Source organism: Paracoccus sp. SSK6 (assembly GCF_039770665.1).
Taxonomy (GTDB): Bacteria; Pseudomonadota; Alphaproteobacteria; order Rhodobacterales; family Rhodobacteraceae; genus Paracoccus.
This window is the reverse complement of record NZ_JBDPNJ010000039.1, coordinates 1-18655: the sequence shown is the minus strand read 5'-3', so window position 1 is coordinate 18655 and position 18655 is coordinate 1. Positions and strand designations below refer to the sequence as shown.

At 63.9% G+C, this 18655-nt stretch carries 16 protein-coding genes; 2 read left to right on the top strand and 14 right to left on the bottom strand.

The window, feature by feature from the left end; genetic code table 11:
- Window positions 1–64 precede the first annotated feature (64 nt).
- The 5 genes from fusA to AAIL68_RS15930 all read right to left on the bottom strand — a co-directional run bounded on the left by fusA (window position 65) and on the right by AAIL68_RS15930 (window position 5064).
- Entirely contained in the window at window positions 65–2188 is a 2124-nt protein-coding gene (fusA, locus tag AAIL68_RS15950) for an elongation factor G (protein ID WP_347140716.1), read from the bottom strand.
- 18 nt (window positions 2189–2206) lie between these two features.
- Complete coding sequence (gene rpsG / locus AAIL68_RS15945) at window positions 2207–2677, bottom strand: 30S ribosomal protein S7 (protein WP_347140715.1); 471 nt, start codon at window positions 2675–2677, stop codon at window positions 2207–2209.
- A 12-nt stretch (window positions 2678–2689) separates the two neighbouring features.
- Window positions 2690–3061 carry a 30S ribosomal protein S12 gene (gene rpsL, locus AAIL68_RS15940; protein WP_022705687.1) on the bottom strand — a complete coding sequence of 124 codons (372 nt, stop codon included), beginning with the start codon at window positions 3059–3061 and terminating at the stop codon, window positions 2690–2692.
- A 234-nt stretch (window positions 3062–3295) separates the two neighbouring features.
- Window positions 3296–4126: a glycosyltransferase gene (locus tag AAIL68_RS15935; protein ID WP_347140714.1), complete on the bottom strand. Its 831-nt coding sequence runs from the start codon at window positions 4124–4126 to the stop codon at window positions 3296–3298.
- Window positions 4126–5064, bottom strand: coding sequence for a DMT family transporter (locus AAIL68_RS15930; protein ID WP_347140713.1), 939 nt, complete (start codon window positions 5062–5064; stop codon window positions 4126–4128). Before AAIL68_RS15930 ends, AAIL68_RS15935 begins: the two co-directional genes overlap by 1 nt.
- A 223-nt stretch (window positions 5065–5287) precedes the next feature.
- Between AAIL68_RS15930 and AAIL68_RS15925 the strand changes: the two genes are divergently transcribed.
- Entirely contained in the window at window positions 5288–5797 is a 510-nt protein-coding gene (locus AAIL68_RS15925) for an AmiS/UreI family transporter (protein ID WP_347140712.1), read from the top strand.
- Between the two features lie 91 nt (window positions 5798–5888).
- Here the strand turns inward: AAIL68_RS15925 and rpoC are convergent, their stop codons facing one another.
- The 8 genes from rpoC to secE all read right to left on the bottom strand — a co-directional run bounded on the left by rpoC (window position 5889) and on the right by secE (window position 17909).
- Window positions 5889–10121: a DNA-directed RNA polymerase subunit beta' gene (gene rpoC, locus AAIL68_RS15920; protein ID WP_347140711.1), complete on the bottom strand. Its 4233-nt coding sequence runs from the start codon at window positions 10119–10121 to the stop codon at window positions 5889–5891.
- Between the two features lie 104 nt (window positions 10122–10225).
- Window positions 10226–14371 carry a DNA-directed RNA polymerase subunit beta gene (gene rpoB / locus AAIL68_RS15915; protein WP_347140710.1) on the bottom strand — a complete coding sequence of 1382 codons (4146 nt, stop codon included), beginning with the start codon at window positions 14369–14371 and terminating at the stop codon, window positions 10226–10228.
- 231 nt (window positions 14372–14602) lie between these two features.
- Entirely contained in the window at window positions 14603–14977 is a 375-nt protein-coding gene (gene rplL / locus AAIL68_RS15910; RefSeq protein WP_268941437.1) for a 50S ribosomal protein L7/L12, read from the bottom strand.
- A 63-nt stretch (window positions 14978–15040) separates the two neighbouring features.
- Window positions 15041–15556 (bottom strand): 50S ribosomal protein L10, encoded by a 516-nt coding sequence (gene rplJ, locus AAIL68_RS15905; protein ID WP_347140709.1) that lies wholly within the window; start codon window positions 15554–15556, stop codon window positions 15041–15043.
- Window positions 15557–15772: 216 nt separating this feature from the next.
- Window positions 15773–16471, bottom strand: coding sequence for a 50S ribosomal protein L1 (gene rplA, locus AAIL68_RS15900; protein WP_347140708.1), 699 nt, complete (start codon window positions 16469–16471; stop codon window positions 15773–15775).
- A gap of 3 nt (window positions 16472–16474) precedes the next feature.
- Entirely contained in the window at window positions 16475–16927 is a 453-nt protein-coding gene (rplK, locus tag AAIL68_RS15895; protein ID WP_347140707.1) for a 50S ribosomal protein L11, read from the bottom strand.
- Window positions 16928–17002: 75 nt separating this feature from the next.
- A complete protein-coding gene (nusG, locus tag AAIL68_RS15890; RefSeq protein ID WP_347140706.1) occupies window positions 17003–17539 on the bottom strand; it encodes a transcription termination/antitermination protein NusG in 537 nt (178 codons plus the stop codon).
- A 172-nt stretch (window positions 17540–17711) separates the two neighbouring features.
- Entirely contained in the window at window positions 17712–17909 is a 198-nt protein-coding gene (secE, locus tag AAIL68_RS15885; RefSeq protein WP_347140705.1) for a preprotein translocase subunit SecE, read from the bottom strand.
- A 225-nt stretch (window positions 17910–18134) separates the two neighbouring features.
- Here secE and AAIL68_RS15880 point away from each other — a divergent pair, with 225 nt between their 5' ends.
- Complete coding sequence (locus AAIL68_RS15880) at window positions 18135–18326, top strand: hypothetical protein (RefSeq protein ID WP_347140704.1); 192 nt, start codon at window positions 18135–18137, stop codon at window positions 18324–18326.
- Window positions 18327–18425: 99 nt separating this feature from the next.
- Here the strand turns inward: AAIL68_RS15880 and AAIL68_RS15875 are convergent.
- A partial coding sequence (locus AAIL68_RS15875; RefSeq protein ID WP_347140703.1) for a hypothetical protein occupies window positions 18426–18655 on the bottom strand: 230 nt, incomplete at its 5' end.

Genomic DNA, 18655 nt, shown 5'->3' with positions numbered 1-18655 from the left:
AGCGCAGGACTCCTCAATTCATCGCTTCATGGGTTTGGCGGGACCAGAGGCCCCGCCACGCCGGTCAGGCGTATTTCTTCTGGATCTCGTCCGAGATGTTCTGCGGCACGGCATCGTAATGGTCGAACTGCATCGTGAACACCGCGCGGCCCGAGGACATCGAGCGCAGGTTGTTGATGTAGCCGAACATGTTGGCCAGCGGCACCATCGCGTCGATGACGTTGGCGTTGCCACGGGTATCCTGGCCACGCACCATGCCGCGGCGGCTGGTCAGGTCGCCGATGATCGAGCCGGTGTATTCCTCCGGCGTCACCACCTCGACCTTCATGATCGGCTCCAGCAGCTTCGCACCGGCCTTGCGCAGGCCTTCACGCATGGCAGCGCGCGAGGCGATCTCGAAGGCCAGGACCGAGGAGTCGACGTCGTGGAACGCGCCGTCGATCAGCGCGACCTTGAAGTCGATCACCGGGAAGCCTGCCAGCGGACCGGAGTCCATGACCGACTTGATGCCCTTTTCCACGCCCGGAACGTATTCCTTCGGAACCGCGCCGCCGACGATCTTGGATTCGAACGAATAGCCCTCGCCCGGCTCGGTCGGGTCGATCTGCAGCTTCACGCGCGCGAACTGGCCGGTACCGCCGGTCTGCTTCTTGTGCGTGTAGTCGATCTCGGCCGGCTGGCTGATCGTCTCGCGATAGGCCACCTGCGGGGCGCCGATGTTCGCCTCGACCTTGAACTCGCGCTTCATGCGGTCCACCAGGATGTCGAGGTGAAGTTCGCCCATGCCCTTCATGATGGTCTGGCCCGACTCCATGTCGGTCTCGACGCGGAAGGACGGGTCTTCGGCAGCCAGGCGCTGAAGGGCAAGGCCCATCTTCTCCTGGTCGGCCTTCGACTTCGGCTCCACAGCGATCTCGATCACCGGCTCGGGGAAGGTCATGGTTTCCAGAACCACCGGCTTGGCGGGATCGCACAGCGTGTCGCCCGTGGTGGTTTCCTTCAGGCCCGCCAGCGCGATGATGTCGCCGGCAAAGGCTTCCTCGATTTCCTCGCGGTTGATGGCGTGCATCAGCATCATCCGGCCGACACGTTCGCGCTTGCCCTTGGTCGAGTTCAGCATCTGGTCGCCCTTCTTCAGCGCGCCCGAATAGATGCGCGTGAAGGTCAGCGAGCCGACGAAGGGATCGTTCATGATCTTGAACGCCAGGGCCGAGAACGGCTGGTCATCCGATGCGGAACGGGGGATGTTGCGCTCTTCGGTCTCGTCGCCGGGGGCGAAGCCCATATAGGCGGGAACGTCGGTCGGGGCGGGCAGGAAGTCCACGACGGCGTTCAGAAGCGGCTGCACACCCTTGTTCTTGAAGGCCGAGCCAGCCATCACCGGGAAGAAGGACAGCGACAGCGTGCCCTTGCGGATCAGCGCGCGCAGGGCCGCCTCGTCCGGCTCGGTGCCTTCCAGATAGGCTTCCATCGCCTCGTCGTCCTGTTCGACGGCGAGTTCGATCATCTTGCCGCGCCATTCCTCGGCCACGTCCTTCAGATCGTCGCGGATCGGCTGGCGGACCCAGGACGCGCCCAGATCCTCGCCCTTCCAGACCCATTCTTCCATCTTGATCAGATCGACGATGCCTTCCAGGTGGTCCTCGGCGCCGATCGGCAGGGCGATCGGGCAAGGTGTGCCGCCGGTGCGGTCCTTGATCATGGCGACGCACTTGAAGAAGTCGGCGCCGATCTTGTCCATCTTGTTGACGAAGACGATCCGCGGAACCTTGTAGCGGTCGGCCTGACGCCACACCGTTTCGGTCTGCGGCTCGACGCCGGCATTGCCGTCCAGAAGGCAGATCGCGCCGTCCAGAACGGCCAGCGAACGCTCGACCTCGATGGTGAAATCGACGTGGCCGGGCGTGTCGATGATGTTAAAGCGGCAACGCTGCGCCGGATCCTGGTCATAGACCGGATCTTCGTGCTTCTGCCAGAAGGTCGTGGTCGCTGCCGAGGAGATGGTGATGCCGCGCTCGGCTTCCTGCTCCATGAAGTCCATGGTCGAGGCGCCGTCATGCGTCTCGCCCATCTTGTGGCTCTTGCCGGTATAGAACAGGATCCGCTCGGTCGTCGTGGTCTTGCCCGCGTCGATATGGGCCATGATCCCGAAGTTCCGGTAGCGCTCCAGCGGATATTCGCGTGCCATAAAGGGCCTTCCTTCCGGTTACCAGCGGTAGTGGCTGAACGCCTTGTTGGCGTCGGCCATCTTGTGCGTGTCTTCGCGTTTCTTGACGGCGGTGCCGCGGCCGTTCACGGCATCGGCCAGCTCGCCCGCAAGGCGCTCTTCCATGGTGTTCTCGTTGCGCTTCTTGGACGCATCGATCAGCCAGCGGATCGCCAGGGCTTCGCGGCGGGTCGGACGGACCTCGACGGGAACCTGGTAGGTGGCACCGCCGACGCGGCGCGACCGCACCTCGACCGAGGGCTTCACGTTGTCGAGGGCTTCGTGGAAGACCTCGATGGGCTCGCGCTTCAGACGGTTCTGGACGCGGTCCAGGGCATTGTACACGATGCGCTCGGCAACGGATTTCTTGCCGTCAACCATCAGGTTGTTCATGAATTTGGTCAGCACGCGATCGCCATACTTGGCGTCGGGCAGGACTTCGCGCTTCTCAGCGGCGTGACGACGGGACATCGATGTCTCTCCTTACTTCGGACGCTTGGCGCCGTATTTCGAACGACGCTGGCGACGATCCTTGACGCCCTGGGTATCCAGCACACCGCGCAGGATGTGGTAACGGACACCCGGAAGGTCTTTCACGCGGCCGCCGCGGATCAGCACGACGCTGTGTTCCTGCAGATTGTGCTTTTCGCCCGGAATGTAGGAAATGACCTCGAAGCCGTTGGTCAGCCGCACCTTGGCGACCTTCCGCATGGCGGAGTTCGGTTTCTTCGGCGTCGTGGTATAGACGCGCGTGCAGACGCCGCGCTTCTGCGGGCACCCCTGAAGGTGCTGCGACTTCGAGCGCTGCACCTTGGGCTGCCGCGGTTTGCGGATCAGCTGTTGGATCGTCGGCATTCGGTTCCCCGTCTTGCTCTGTCAATACTCGCAGCAGGCCTGCTGCGCCACTTCTCGACGGCATTTCGCGCGAATCACGAAATGCCAAACCCATCCGGCCCCGGTATCCGAGGAGGACGGGAAAATTCCAGAGGATCGGGGCGCTTGGAAGCCCGGATCATGACCATGTCAAGGTTCTGGTCCCCGACGGTCTCCCGCCGGGTGTGCGGCATATATGGGGAATCGCCGGGCCTGTCAACACGACCCCCTTTGGCAGGCCGTGCGGGCAAGGGCGTCCAGACCGGCTCGGTCCAGCCCGAAGCGGCGGGACAGCTGGCGGTCCAGATCCGCCTCCTCGATCTGCCAGGGGATGCCCGGCCCCATGTCGCCCGAGTCGCTGTCGGCGTGGATCGAGCGGATGAACATCAAGGGCCGCGTGACCGCCACTCCCGGCATCCACAAGGGCAGCTTCGTGTGATTGAAATGCAGCGCGGTCTGCGGCTGGTCGGGGCGCAGGAAGATGGTCAGGGCCACGCCCATGTTGTGGGCGATGCGCGGGACGAATTCGGCGCCCCCTGCCCCCGCCCGCAGCATCAGCCCGCGGGAATGGTCCAGCGACAGCCGCCCATGGGCGCGCCACAGCCCCTCGACCTGCGCGAAATCCTGGCGGGCCGAGGCGACATAGTCCAGGGCTACCGCATCGTCGTCGTCATGGCGGAAATGGCCCACGACATCCGCCTCGGGATCGACATGGGGCGCGACGGCCCTGCGGCAGGCTTCCAGGTGCCGCTCCATCGGAGGGATCAGTTCCAGCCGTAGTTGCGGGGTTTCCGCCACCAGGTCGCGCAGGCGCGACAGGTAAGGTTCGGGCAGGTCGGGGCCGGTCATGATGACCAGCGTGAAATCCGGGTCGGTCTGGGAAAGCCAGCCGGGCAGCGCCAGCGTGGTGAACCACAGCCAGCGGCGCGCCAGCCGGTCGGGGTCATACAGAAACGCCCGGCGCTCCTCGACGCTCGCATGGTCCTTCTGATAGCCGCGCAGGCCGACATAGGAAAACCGGCACAGGCCCAGCATCTGCACCCGCATCAGCGGACCGCGCCGATCTGCGCCTCGCGCCAGATGGTATAGATGCCCGCCGCGACCACCAGGGCGGAGCCCGCCCAGGTCCACATGTCGGGCCATTCGCCGAAGACGATCAGTCCCATCAGGATGGCCACCAGAAGCGAGGTGTATCGGAACGGCGCGACATAGGACATCTCGCCCACGCGCATGGATGCGACGGCGCTGACATAGCCCACCGTCAGGAAGGCGCTGCCCATCAGCAACAGCAGGATCTGCGGCAGGCTGGGCATCACCCATCCCTGCCCCAGGCTGATGACAAGGCCGCTGACCGTCACCCCTGTCGCGGCATAGAAGGCGATCGTGGCGGAACTGATGTCCCCGCCGAACTTGCGGGTCGCCAGGTCGCGCAGCGCCACCATCGCCATGGCCCCGACCGCGACGACGGCCCAGGGACCGAAGACCTCGCCCCCCGGGCGCAGGATCAGCAACACGCCCGCAAAGCCCGCAACCACCGCGCCGATCCGGCGCCAGCCCAGGGTTTCGCCAAAGAACAGCGCGGCGGCGACCATCACCACCAGGGGCAGCGCCTGCATGATCGCTGACAGATCACCCATGGCCATGTGCTGCAAGGCGTTGAGGAACAGGATGGTCGAGGCGATCTCGCCCACCAGGCGCCAGACCATCGGCCCCCGCGCCCCCGCCGGGATCCGCAGGCTGAGGCCGCCAAGCCGAGGGGCCACGGCCGCGATGAAAGCCATCACGAACAGCCCCCGCAGGGTGATCGCCTGATACAGCGGCATGTCCTGCGCCACGAACTTCATCACCGTGTCGTTCAGCCCAAAGGTCATCATGCACAGCGTCATGATCAGCGCGCCGTGCAGGTTGTCGCCGGGCTGATGCGCCAAGGGACGAAGCGAAGCAGGCCGGACGCGCCGGATCGGGGACAGCAGAGGGGTGCGCATGGCCGGTTCACCAACAGGAGGGTGCTTTCCGGTTAGGCATTGGCGATCAATCGGGCAAGCAATTTTCGCAGGATGCGCAAGCGATTATGCCGTGCCGGATTTTAAACCGCCGCAATATTGTGCTTGGTCAAGTTTTCCATAAACCCGCCCCCGCGCCTTGCCCTAAGGCAAGCCCTGCGGCCCCCATCGGCAGGCCGGATGAACGGATTTTCAGGGATACCAGATGCTGCTTCCGCTTTCGCTTCTTTTCGTCGGCGCGGTCCTGACGCTCAACGGGTTGTGGATGATGAACCGCATCGCCGACCGGGAGATCGTGGTCATCAATCTTGCGACGGCATTCATCACCGGAACGGTCGCGGTCCTGTCCATGGCCGGGGCCGACACGCCCGCAGCCGTCAAGGGCGCCGCCCTGACGCTGCTGTTCAGCCTGACCTATCTGTGGGTGGGGATGAACCGGCTGACGGGTTCCGACGGGCGGGGACTGGGTTGGTTCAGCCTTTTCGTGGCGATCTCGGTTGTGCCCGAGGCCGTGGTTACGCTGCGCCATGCCGCGGACGGGATGGCGATCTGGCTGGGCCTCTGCTGGGTCGGCTGGGCAGGGCTGTGGTTTCTGTATTTCCTTCTGCTGGCCGTCCGCTGGCCCCTGGAAAGGACCACTGCGGCGGCCACCCTGGTAAGCGGCATCCTGACCGCCTGGATGCCAGCCCTGGCGATGCTCTACGGCGCGGCCTGAACGGCCCTGACGGCCCCGCAATCCGAACCGTCCGCACCATGGCAAAAGGCCCGGCATTGCTGCCGGGCCTTTGAATATCATTGGACAGCGATCACTCGTCGCGGTTTTCCGGCAGATCGGCAACCATGTCCGACGCGACCTCGTCCAGGGCCGGGGCGATCAGGGCCGCGGTGGCCTCGGCCTCGGCGCGGCGGGCTTCGATCACCTCGGCATCCCGTTCCGTCGCGATGCGGCGGACGCGGGCGGTGGCGCCGCCCGTGCCTGCCGGGATCAGACGGCCGACGATGACGTTCTCCTTCAGGCCAAGCAGCTTGTCGCGCTTGCCCTGGACGGCCGCCTCGGTCAGCACGCGGGTCGTTTCCTGGAACGATGCGGCCGAGATGAAGCTGCGGGTCTGCAGGCTGGCCTTGGTGATGCCCAGCAGCACAGGTTCCCCGGTGGCCGGACGGCCGCCCTTGGCTTCGATCTTGGCGTTCTCTTCCTCGAACTCGTCGCGCTCGACATGCTCGCCCTTGAGCAGCGTCGTGTCGCCGCTGTCGGTGATCTCGATCTTCTGCAGCATCTGGCGAACGATCACCTCGATGTGCTTGTCGTTGATCTTCACGCCCTGCAGCCGGTAAACGTCCTGCACCTCGTCGATCAGATAGTCCGCAAGCGCTTCGATCCCCATGATCCGCAGGATGTCGTGCGGGGCCGGGTTGCCGTCCATGATGTAGTCACCCTTCTGCACGAAGTCGCCTTCCTGCACCGGGATGTGCTTGCCTTTCGGCACCATGTATTCGACGGCATCCACGCCCTCTTCCGACGGCTCGATGCTGATGCGGCGCTTGTTCTTGTAGTCCTTGCCAAAGCGGACATAGCCGTCGATCTCGGCGATGATCGCGTGGTCCTTGGGACGACGGGCCTCGAACAGTTCGGCCACGCGGGGCAGACCCCCGGTGATGTCCTTGGTCCGTGCGCCTTCCCGCGGAATACGCGCCACCACGTCGCCCGCACGGATTTCCTGGCCGTCCTCGACCGACAGGATCGCGTCCACCGACATCGGATAGCTGATCGGGTTGCCCTGTTCGTTGCGGACCGGCTCTCCGTTCTCATCCATGATGATGATCTCGGGCTTCAGGTCGTTGCCTTTCGGCGCGGAACGCCAATCGGTCACGATCTTCTGCGTCATGCCGGTCGCGTCGTCCGTCTCGTCGCGGACCGAGATCCCCGAGAGAAGGTCGACGAACTTCGTGACACCCGCCTTTTCGGCGATGATCGGCAGGGTATAGGGATCCCATTCGAACAGCTTGGCGCCGCGGATGACCCGCTCGCCTTCCTTCACGAACAGCTTCGAGCCGTAGAACAGCTTGTGGCTGGCGCGTTCCTGGCCTTGGTCGTCCAGGATCAGCAACTGCATGTTGCGCGACATCACGACCTGCTCGCCATTGGCGTTGGTCAGGATGCTTTCGTTGCGGAACTGGACCGTGCCCTCGTGGGACGCCGCCTGGAACGACTGCTGGCCGCCCTGCGCGATGCCGCCGATGTGGAAGGTCCGCATCGTCAGCTGCGTGCCCGGCTCGCCGATCGACTGCGCGGCGATGATGCCGACAGCCTCGCCGATATTGACCAGCGTGCCGCGGGCCAGGTCGCGGCCATAGCAGAGCGCGCAAACCCCGTCTTCCGACTCGCAGGTCAGGGCCGAACGGATGCGGACCGCCTGAACGCCCGCCTGCTCGATGGCGTCGGCCTTGCGTTCGTCGATCAGCTCGTTCTGGCGGACGATGATCTCGTCGCCGCCCGGAACCAGCACGTCCTCGGCCGCGGTCCGGCCCAGCACGCGTTCGGACAGCGGGCTGATGACCTCGCCGTCGTTGACGGCAGCGGATGCCGTGATCGCCTGCTCGGTGCCGCAGTCGTGTTCGCGGATGATGCAGTCCTGCGCCACGTCCACCAGACGGCGGGTCAGATAACCCGAGTTCGCCGTCTTCAGCGCGGTGTCCGACAGCCCCTTCCGCGCGCCGTGGGTCGAGTTGAAGTATTCAAGAACGGTCAGGCCTTCCTTGAAGTTCGAGATGATCGGCGTCTCGATGATCTCGCCCGAGGGCTTGGCCATCAAGCCGCGCATCCCGCCCAGCTGCTTCATCTGGTTGGTCGAACCGCGCGCACCCGAATGGGCCATCATGTAGACCGAGTTCGGCTCCATCTCGGCCCCGGACTCGTCCTTCTTGGTGGCCGAGATCGTCGCCATCATGGCCTCGGTCACGCGGTCGTTGCACTTCGACCAGGCGTCCACGACCTTGTTGTACTTCTCGCCCTGGGTGATCAGGCCGTCGAGATACTGCTGCTCGAACTCCTTCACCTGTTCCTGGACTTCCTCGACGATGGACCACTTGTTGTCGGGCACCACCATGTCGTCCTTGCCGAAGCTGATGCCGGCGCGGAAAGCTTCCCGGAAGCCCAGGCCCATGATCTGGTCGCAGAAGATCACCGATTCCTTCTGCCCGCAGTAGCGGTAGACGGTGTCGATGACATGCTGCACGTCCTTCTTGCGCAGCAGGCGGTTGACCAGTTCGAAGGGCGCCTTGGCGTTCATCGGCAGCAGCGCGCCCAGCCGGACACGGCCCGGCGTGGTCTCATACCGCTTGACGACCTCGTTGCCGTTCTCGTCGATCTGCTTGATGCGCGCGGTGATACGCGCGTGCAGATGCACCTCGCCGGCGGCAAGGGCGTGCTCGACCTCGTTCACGTTGGCGAAGGCCATGCCCTCGCCCTTCATGCCGTCGCGCTGCATCGAGGTGTAATACAGGCCCAGAACCATGTCCTGCGACGGCACGATGATCGGCGCGCCGTTGGCGGGCGACAGAACGTTGTTCGTGGACATCATCAGGACGCGGGCTTCCAACTGGGCCTCAAGGCTCAGCGGAACGTGGACAGCCATCTGGTCGCCGTCGAAGTCGGCGTTGAAGGCGGAACAGACCAGCGGGTGCAACTGGATCGCCTTGCCTTCGATCAGGATGGGTTCAAAGGCCTGGATGCCCAGGCGGTGCAGCGTCGGCGCGCGGTTCAGCAGGACCGGATGTTCGCGGATCACCTCGTCCAGGATATCCCAGACCTCGGGGCGTTCCTTCTCGACCAGCTTCTTCGCCTGCTTGACGGTGGACGACAGGCCCTTCGCCTCAAGCCGCGAATAGATGAACGGCTTGAACAGTTCGAGCGCCATCTTCTTCGGCAGACCACACTGGTGCAGCTTCAGTTCGGGGCCGGTCACGATGACCGAACGGCCCGAGAAGTCCACGCGCTTGCCCAGCAGGTTCTGGCGGAAGCGGCCCTGCTTGCCCTTCAGCATGTCGGACAGCGACTTCAGCGGGCGACGGTTGTTCCCGGTGATGACGCGGCCGCGACGGCCGTTGTCGAACAGCGCATCGACCGATTCCTGCAGCATCCGCTTTTCGTTGCGCACGATGATGTCGGGCGCACGAAGCTCGATCAGGCGCTTCAGGCGGTTGTTGCGGTTGATGACGCGGCGATACAGGTCGTTCAGGTCAGAGGTCGCGAAGCGGCCGCCATCCAGCGGAACCAGCGGACGCAGTTCCGGCGGAATGACCGGGATCACGGTCAGGACCATCCATTCGGGACGGTTGCCCGATTCCAGGAAGGATTCGACGATCTTCAACCGCTTGATGATCTTCTTGGGCTTCAGCTCGCCCGTGGCTTCCTTCAGATCCTCGCGCAGCTGGTCGGCGGTCGCCGCCAGGTCGATATTGGCCAGCATCGCGCGGATCGCCTCGGCGCCGATATCGGCGGTGAAGGCGTCGGCGCCATACTGGTCCTGCGCGTCGAGGAATTCTTCCTCGGTCAGCAGCTGGCCATAGGTCAGGTCGGTCAGGCCCGGCTCGATGACGACATAGTTTTCAAAATACAGGATCCGTTCCAGATCGCGCAGCGTCATGTCCAGCATCAGGCCGATGCGGGAGGGCAGCGACTTCAGGAACCAGATATGGGCGACCGGCGCGGCCAGTTCGATATGGCCCATCCGCTCGCGGCGGACCTTCTGCAGCGTGACTTCCACGCCGCATTTCTCGCAGACGAGGCCGCGATACTTCATCCGCTTGTACTTGCCGCAAAGGCATTCGTAGTCCTTGATCGGACCGAAGATGCGCGCGCAGAACAGACCGTCACGTTCCGGCTTGAACGTGCGGTAGTTGATCGTCTCGGGCTTCTTCACCTCGCCATACGACCAGGCGAGGATTTCCTCGGGCGAGGCCAGCGAGATCTTGATTTCGTCGAACTGCCGCGGCGGGGCCAGCGGGTTCAGGGGATTGGTGGCAAGTTCCTGGTTCATTCTTTTTTCCTAATGAAAGGGCGCGGGGGAGGCGCAAGGTGGGGTAGAACCCCACCTTGCCGGGCATCGCCGGGTGGGGTTTCACCCCACCGCTTGCGGCGGCCTTATTCCTCCTCCTCCGCATCCAGGAGTTCCATGTTGAGGCCCAGACCCCGGACCTCCTTGACCAGCACGTTGAACGATTCCGGCACGCCGGCCTCGAAGTTGTCGTCGCCCTTGACGATGGACTCGTAGACCTTGGTCCGGCCCGCGACGTCGTCCGACTTGACCGTCAGCATTTCCTGCAAGGTATAGGCGGCACCATAGGCTTCAAGAGCCCAGACCTCCATTTCCCCCAGACGCTGGCCACCGAACTGCGCCTTGCCGCCCAGCGGCTGCTGGGTGACCAGGCTGTAGGGGCCGGTCGAACGCGCGTGCATCTTGTCATCGACAAGGTGGTGCAGCTTCAGGACATACTTCATGCCCACCGTCACCTTGCGCGCGAACTGCTCGCCCGTGCGGCCGTCGAAGACCACGGACTGGCCCGAGGTGTCGAAGCCCGCCCGGCGCAGCGCGTCGTTCACGTCCGCCTCTTTTGCGCCGTCGAAGACGGGCGTGGCGACCGGAACGCCGGTGCGCACGGTGTTGGCGTGTTCAACCAGCAGGTCGTCCTCCATGCCCTCGAAGGTCTCGGCATACATGTCGTCGCCATAGCCGATGCGCATCGCCTCGCGGACCGGAGCCATGTCGCCGTTGCGGCGATATTCCTCCAGCGCCTCGTCGATCTTGATACCAAGACCGCGCGATGCCCAACCCATGTGGGTTTCCAGGATCTGGCCGACGTTCATGCGCGACGGCACGCCCAGCGGGTTCAGAACCAGATCGACCGGGGTGCCGTCCGCCAGGAACGGCATGTCCTCGATCGGGACGACCTTCGACACGACGCCCTTGTTGCCGTGACGGCCGGCCATCTTGTCGCCCGCCTGCAGCTTGCGCTTCACGGCGACAAAGACCTTGACCATCTTCATCACGCCCGGCGGCAGGTCGTCGCCCTGGCGGACCTTCTCGACCTTGTCCTCGAAGCGGGCCTCAAGGGCCTTCTTCTGGGCGTCGTACTGATGGTTCAGCGCCTCGACCTCCTTGGCGGTGTCTTCCTCGCTGACGGCAAGCTGCCACCACTGGCCGCGCGACAGCGTGCCCAGCAGATCCTCGGTGATGTCCGAGTTCGCCTTGACGCCCTTCGGGCCCTTCACGGCGGTCTTGCCCAGGATCAGCGACTTCAGGCGGGCATAGATGTTGCGGTCCAGGATCGCCTGTTCGTCGTCCCGGTCGCGGGCCAGACGCTCGACTTCCTCGCGCTCGATCTGCAGGGCGCGTTCGTCCTTGTCCACGCCGTGACGGTTGAAGACGCGGACTTCCACGATGGTCCCGTAGGCCCCCGGCGGCAGGCGCAGCGAGGTATCCCGCACGTCCGACGCCTTTTCGCCGAAGATGGCGCGCAGAAGCTTTTCTTCCGGCGTCATCGGGCTTTCGCCCTTGGGCGTGATCTTGCCCACCAGGATGTCGCCAGGGCCCACCTCGGCGCCGATATAGACGATGCCGGCCTCGTCGAGGTTGCGCAGGGCTTCCTCGCCGACGTTCGGGATGTCGCGGGTGATCTCCTCGGGCCCCAGCTTCGTGTCACGGGCCGCAACCTCGTATTCATCGATATGGATCGAGGTGAACACGTCGTCGCGGTGGATCCGCTCGGAAATCAGGATCGAGTCCTCGTAGTTGTAGCCGTTCCACGGCATGAAGGCCACGACCACGTTCCGGCCGATGGCCAGTTCGCCCTGGTCGGTCGAGGGACCGTCCGCGATGACCTGGCCTCCCACGACCTTCTCGCCCACCTTGACCAGCGGACGCTGGTTGATGGTCGAGGACTGGTTGGACCGTTTGAACTTGCGCAGACGATAGATGTCCACACCCGCATCGCCCGCGCCCAGGCCTTCGGTGGCGCGCACGACGATCCGCTGCGCATCCACCTGGTCGATGATGCCGCCCCGGCGCGCCATGATGGCGGCCCCGGAATCGCGGGCAACGGTGGCTTCCATGCCGGTGCCGACGAACGGCGCCTCGGCCCGCAGCAGCGGAACCGCCTGACGCTGCATGTTCGAGCCCATCAGCGCGCGGTTGGCGTCGTCGTTTTCCAGGAACGGGATCAGCGCCGCCGCGACCGAGACAAGCTGCTTCGGCGACACGTCGATCAGGTCGATGGCATCAACCGGGTTCAGCGTGAAGTCGCCCGCCTGACGGGTCGAGATCAGTTCATCGACGAACCGGCCTTCGGCGTCCAGCGTCGCGTTGGCCTGCGCCACCGTGTGACGCATTTCCTCGGTTGCGGACATATAGATCACGTCATCCGTGACCTGCCCGTCCACAACCTTGCGATAAGGGGTTTCAATGAAGCCATACTTGTTCACGCGGGCGAAGGTCGCCAGCGAGTTGATGAGGCCGATGTTCTGACCTTCCGGCGTTTCGATCGGGCACATCCGGCCGTAATGGGTCGGGTGAACGTCGCGCACCTCGAAGCCCGCACGCTCGCGCGTCAGACCGCCCGGCCCAAGGGCCGACAGGCGACGCTTGTGCGTCACTTCTGACAGCGGGTTGGTCTGGTCCATGAACTGCGACAACTGGCTGCTGCCGAAGAATTCACGCACCGCAGCCGCCGCCGGCTTGGCGTTGATCAGATCCTGCGGCATGACGGTGTCGATCTCGACGCCCGACATGCGCTCGCGGATGGCGCGTTCCATGCGCAGCAGGCCGACGCGATACTGGTTTTCCATCAGTTCGCCGACCGAACGCACCCGGCGGTTGCCCAGGTGGTCGATGTCGTCGATCTCGCCCTTGCCGTCGCGCAGTTCCACGAGACCGCGGATACAGGCCACGATATCCTCGGGGCGCAGCGTCCGCTGGGTGTCGGGCGCGTCCAGATCCAGGCGCATGTTCATCTTGACCCGGCCCACGGCGGACAGGTCATAGCGCTCGGCGTCGAAGAACAGGCTGTTGAACAGGGTCTGCGCGGCCTCGACGGTGGGGGGCTCGCCCGGACGCATGACGCGATAGATGTCCATGAGCGCGCCTTCGCGGCCCATGTTCTTGTCGGCTGCCATGGTGTTGCGGATATAGGGGCCGACATTGACGTGGTCGATGTCCAGCACCGGGATTTCGGTGATGCCGTTGTCCAGCAGGACTTTCAGCAACCCGCCGCTCAGGTCGCCGTCGCGGTTGTATTCGGCGGTGATCTCGTCCCCGGCCTCGGCATAGATGAAGCCGGTGGTGTCGTTGACGATGTCCTTGGCGACGAAGCGGCCGATGATCCGCTCGAACGGGACCAGCAGGTTCAGCGCATCGCCCGATTCCTGCAGCTTCTTGACCAGGCGCGGGGTGACCTTGTCGCCCGCCTTGGTGATGACCTCGCCCGTGTCGGCATTGACCAGGTCATAGGACGGACGGGTGCCGCGCACGCGTTCCGGGAAGAAGCGCGTGACCCAGCCCTGCGACCGGCCCTCGCGGCGCAGGGTATAGTCTACGGTCTCGTAGAAGGCGTCCATGATGCCTTCTTGGTCCATGCCAAGGGCATAGAGCAGCGTCGTCACTGGCAGCTTGCGGCGGCGGTCGATGCGCGCGAAGACCAGATCCTTGGCGTCGAATTCGAAGTCCAGCCACGATCCGCGATAGGGGATGATGCGGCAGGCGAACAGCAATTTCCCCGAGGAATGGGTCTTGCCGCGGTCATGGTCGAAGAACACGCCGGGGCTGCGGTGCATCTGCGACACCACCACACGCTCGGTCCCGTTCACGATGAACGTCCCGTTCTGGGTCATCAAGGGCATGTCGCCCATGAAGACGTCCTGTTCCTTGATGTCCTTGACCGATTTGGCGCCGGTGTTTTCATCGACATCGAACACAATCAGGCGCAGCGTCACCTTCAGCGGCGCGGCATAGGTCATGTCGCGCTGCTGGCATTCGTCCACGTCGTATTTCGGCCGTTCCAGTTCGTACTTGACGAATTCCAGCGTCGCGGTCTCGTTGAAGTCCTTGATCGGGAAGACCGACTGGAAAACGCCCTGGATCCCCTCGCCGTCGTGATGGCCGGTGCCCTCACCCGAGTTCAGGAACAGGTCATAGGAGGATTTCTGAACCTCGATCAGGTTCGGCATCTCCAGCACTTCGCGGATATTGCCGTAATAGCGCCGGATACGCTTCTGGCCGACATAAGCTTGCGCCATGGGGTCTTGTCACCTTTCGTCTTCGCGCGCGGTCCGGGTCGGGGCACCCAGGACACGGGCCTACGAATGCAGGGGATTAGGTTCCATTCACGCCGCCCGTCCCACCGCGCGGCTCCCGAACCTTGAACATGCCCTGAAGGATTGTCTGGAACAGACCGCCCTTCAAGACAGGTTCGGCAGGGACCGGGAAGCCCCGGACCCTGCCCCATTTACAACCAGCCAGAAGGCCGATTACTTCAGCTCGACCTTGGCGCCAGCCGCTTCGAGCTTCTTCTTCATTTCCTCGGCGTCGGCCTTGGAAGCGCCTTCCTTGACCTTGCCACCGGCTTCGACCAGATCCTTGGCTTCCTTCAGGCCCAGGCCGGTGATGCCGCGCACTTCCTTGATCACGTTGATCTTGTTGGCGCCGGCGTCGACCAGGACGACGTCGAATTCGGTCTTTTCCTCGGCGGCTTCAGCCGGGCCAGCGGCCGGGCCAGCCATCATGACGGCGCCGCCAGCGGCGGGCTCAATGCCGTATTCATCCTTCAGGATGGTCTTCAGTTCCTGGGCTTCCAGCAGGGTCAGGCCCACGATTTGTTCGGCGAGTTGTTTCAGATCAGCCATTTTTCCGTTCTTTCAGTTAGTGTTCCAACGTCGGGTTTTCAACCACACGTGGGATGGGGTTGCTTACGCAGCCTCACGCTCCTCAAGGGTCGTGAGGATGCTCGCGATGTTCGAGGCAGGCGCGCCAATGGCACCGGCGATGTTCGAGGCAGGCGCACCGATGCAGGACACGATCTGAGCGATCAGCTCTTCACGCGACGGCATCGAGGCGACGGCTTTCACACCGGCCGGATCCAGGGCCGAATCACCCATTGCACCGCCCAGGATCACGAAACGATCGTTGTCCTTGGCGTATTTGTCGGCGATCCGCGCGGCAGCGGTCGGATCCTCCGAATAGGTGATAACGGTCATGCCCGTCAGGTAATCGGCGATGCTTGCGCAAGGCTTACCTTCCAGGGCGATCTTGGCGAGCTTGTTCTTGGCCACGCGAACCGAACCGCCGGCTTCGCGCATGCGCGAACGGAGGTCCTGCATATGTGCAACCGTCATCCCCTCGTAGTGGGCAACCACCACGACGCCAGAGCTTTCAAAGATCTGGCCGAGTTCTTCGACCACCTGTTCTTTTTGTGCTCTATCCACGGTTTCACTCCAAGTTGGGGGTTTCCCCCCGGCTCTCACTGTTCCCGCCCCAAGGGGCAGGTCGGGTCCGTCTAGGGCAAGATCACCCGAAGGAATCCTTCGGAAAAATGCTTCCCCATCTCAGGAAGGACATTAAGCGGGTTTCCCCGCACCCTCCGTCTCGGACAGGACGGGGCGGCTTTCGCCCCGCCATTCCCGGCTTTCGCCGGAAAATTCTTAATTGGCCGTCGCGGAGGCCACGTCCACCGACACGCCCGGCCCCATGGTCGAGCTGATCGAGACCTTCTTCATGTAGGTCCCTTTCGCGCCCGAGGGCTTGGCACGGCTGACCGCGTCCACGAAGGCGCGCAGGTTCTGGGCCAGCTTGTCGGCGTCGAAGGACACCTTGCCGATGCCGGCATGGACGACGCCCGCCTTCTCGGCCTTGAACTGGACCTCGCCGCCCTTGGCGGCTTCCACGGCGGATTTCACGTCAACCGTCACGGTGCCGACCTTGGGGTTCGGCATCAGGTTGCGCGGGCCAAGGATCTTGCCCAGACGGCCGACCAGCGGCATCATGTCCGGCGTCGCGATGCAACGGTCGAACTCGATCTTGCCGGACTGGATGGTCTCCATCAGGTCTTCGGCGCCCACGATGTCGGCGCCGGCGGCCTTGGCTTCGTCAGCCTTGGGACCGCGGGCAAACACGGCGACGCGGACGTCCTTGCCGGTGCCTGCGGGCAGAGTCACGACGCCGCGGACCATCTGGTCGGCATGGCGCGGATCGACGCCCAGGTTCAGCGCGATTTCGACCGTTTCGTCGAACTTGGCGGATGCCGCGCCCTTCACCAGGGAGATCGCGTCCTCGACCGTCAGGTTGGCCTTGCCTTCGAACTGCGCGCGGGCTGCGGCTTTTTTCTTGGAAATCTTCGCCATGGCTTAGCCTTTCACCTCGATACCGATCGACCGGGCCGAGCCGAGGATGATCTTCATCGCCTGATCGACATCATTGGCCGACAGGTCCTTCATCTTGGCTTCCGCGATCTCGCGCACCTGCTTGACAGTCACGGTGCCCGCGACGGCGCGGCCCGGCTTTTCCGAACCCTTGGCGCGGTTGCGCTTGCCCACCGGCTTAAGACCGGCGGCCTTTTTCAGCAGGAAGGACGCGGGCGGCGTCTTGGTGTCGAAGGTGAACGACTTGTCGGCGTAATAGGTGATCACGACCGGAACGGGGGAACCCTGCTCCATCTCCTGCGTGCGGGCGTTGAACGCCTTGCAGAATTCCATGATGTTGATGCCGCGCTGACCCAGGGCCGGGCCGACGGGGGGCGACGGGTTCGCCTGACCCGCCTTGATCTGCAGCTTGAGGCTGCCAACAACTTTCTTGGCCATAGGGCCTTCTCCTTATCATCACGCCCCTGACAGGGGCCGACTTAGCGGTGCGGCCTCACAGCCTCCCGCAGACGATCACGAGGCCTTGGAAACCTGCGTGAATTCCAGTTCGACCGGCGTGGGCCGGCCGAAGATCGACACCGTGACCTTGAGGCGGGACGAAATCTCGTCCACTTCCTCGACCATGCCGGAAAAGCCGTCGAAGGGCCCGTCGGTCACGTTGACCTTTTCGCCGATCTCGAAGCGGATCAGGTTGCGGGGCGCCGCGGCCTCGCCCGTTCCGCTGCGGTTCAGCATCGCGTTCACTTCGTCGTCGCGCATCGGCTGGGGCTTGCCATGGGCGCCCAGGAAGCCGGTCACGCGGTTGATCGAGTTCACCAGGTGATAGGTCCGATCCGACATCTCCATGTGGACCAGGACATAGCCCGGCATGAAGCGGCGTTCCGACGTGACCTTCTTGCCGCGCCGGATCTCGATCACTTCCTCGGTCGGGACCAGAACCTCGTCGATCTGCTCCTCCAGACCCTTTTCGACAACCGCCTGCCGAATCGCCTCGGCGACCTTCTTTTCGAAGTTCGACAGGACGCTGACCGAATACCAACGCTTTGCCATGTTCCGATCAAACCCCTGTTCGTCAGAAGGGAATCACCCGGCCCGCCCGGCAACCCCTTGAATTCCCGTATGTCCGTCAAAACTGAAATCGGCGCGCAACCCCTTACGATGCACGCCGTTCACCGGACAGTCGGGGGCAAATACCCCCATGCGCCCGGAAATGCAAGCCCGATCAGCTGGCGATCAGCCGCAGCCCTTCGGTGATCCCGAAACGGATCGCCAGGTCCACCAGCGAGAAGAACACGCTGAACAGCGCGGCCAGGATCAGCACCATGATGGTCGTGGTCACGACCTCGCGGCGGGTCGGCCAGGCGATCTTGGCAGCCTCGGCGCGGACCTGGTTGATGAACTGGACGGGATTGGTGGCCACGGTCGGCTCCTTGACAGATGCAGGGGGCACATAGCGGGATGCGCCCCCCGATTCAAGCCCGCACCGCCGGGCCGCCGGGGATGCACGGGGCGTACACAGCCCGTACACCACTTGCGAACGTTGCGCGCGGGCCACGCAACGCCCCGCGACCGGCGCGGGTCAGATGTCAAGCGCGCCCTGCCGTCCCGCGTCCTCCTCTCGCGCCCGGGCTTGCGGAAGACATCAGTGCGGGCCAGGGGGATCCTGACCGCCCGTTCGCGCAGGGCCATCGCCTCCTCGATCATGACGATCTGGATGCGGGGCACCGGGTCGAAGCCGTCAAGCGTGAACTGCCCCGCGCCCGCCGCCTCGGCCTTCATGGGGGCGGTGGGGTCGTGCAGCGTCAGGAAGACGCGGATCTGGGCACTCTCACATTGATTGCGCCATGCAGGTCGCGGATCATCGCCATGCCCACAACTGAGCGCGGTGGTTGGCGATAATGGTACTAGCTTGGCGCTTGCCGTTGCTTTTATCAGATCAAGTGGTTCTGCCACCCTCATTTCCTATAAACAATTCCTTAGCTGGAACGGCATTGTCGTTGAGGGTCAAGGCGGGTAATTCGTAGTTATTTTTCCGCCTGTAAACTGAGAAGGCAACGACCGTTTCGTAGCGGTCAATAGTAAGAGAAGACCCGTAAGTCGCCTTCAGCGTGATGACCGGCAGGAACGTAGTGCCGGTGCATCGCTCAGATACCTCTACAACCTTGC

Coding starts and splice junctions, on each gene's coding strand:
- AAIL68_RS15935 (WP_347140714.1), bottom strand. CDS start 4,126: ATGCGGGTGCAGATGCTGGGCCTGTGCCGGTTTTCCTATGTCGGCCTG.
- rpsG (WP_347140715.1), bottom strand. CDS start 2,677: ATGTCCCGTCGTCACGCCGCTGAGAAGCGCGAAGTCCTGCCCGACGCC.
- rpsL (WP_022705687.1), bottom strand. CDS start 3,061: ATGCCGACGATCCAACAGCTGATCCGCAAACCGCGGCAGCCCAAGGTG.
- rplK (WP_347140707.1), bottom strand. CDS start 16,927: ATGGCCAAGAAAGTTGTTGGCAGCCTCAAGCTGCAGATCAAGGCGGGT.
- rplL (WP_268941437.1), bottom strand. CDS start 14,977: ATGGCTGATCTGAAACAACTCGCCGAACAAATCGTGGGCCTGACCCTG.
- nusG (WP_347140706.1), bottom strand. CDS start 17,539: ATGGCAAAGCGTTGGTATTCGGTCAGCGTCCTGTCGAACTTCGAAAAG.
- fusA (WP_347140716.1), bottom strand. CDS start 2,188: ATGGCACGCGAATATCCGCTGGAGCGCTACCGGAACTTCGGGATCATG.
- AAIL68_RS15930 (WP_347140713.1), bottom strand. CDS start 5,064: ATGCGCACCCCTCTGCTGTCCCCGATCCGGCGCGTCCGGCCTGCTTCG.
- rpoC (WP_347140711.1), bottom strand. CDS start 10,121: ATGAACCAGGAACTTGCCACCAATCCCCTGAACCCGCTGGCCCCGCCG.
- AAIL68_RS15925 (WP_347140712.1), top strand. CDS start 5,288: ATGCTGCTTCCGCTTTCGCTTCTTTTCGTCGGCGCGGTCCTGACGCTC.
- rpoB (WP_347140710.1), bottom strand. CDS start 14,371: ATGGCGCAAGCTTATGTCGGCCAGAAGCGTATCCGGCGCTATTACGGC.
- rplA (WP_347140708.1), bottom strand. CDS start 16,471: ATGGCGAAGATTTCCAAGAAAAAAGCCGCAGCCCGCGCGCAGTTCGAA.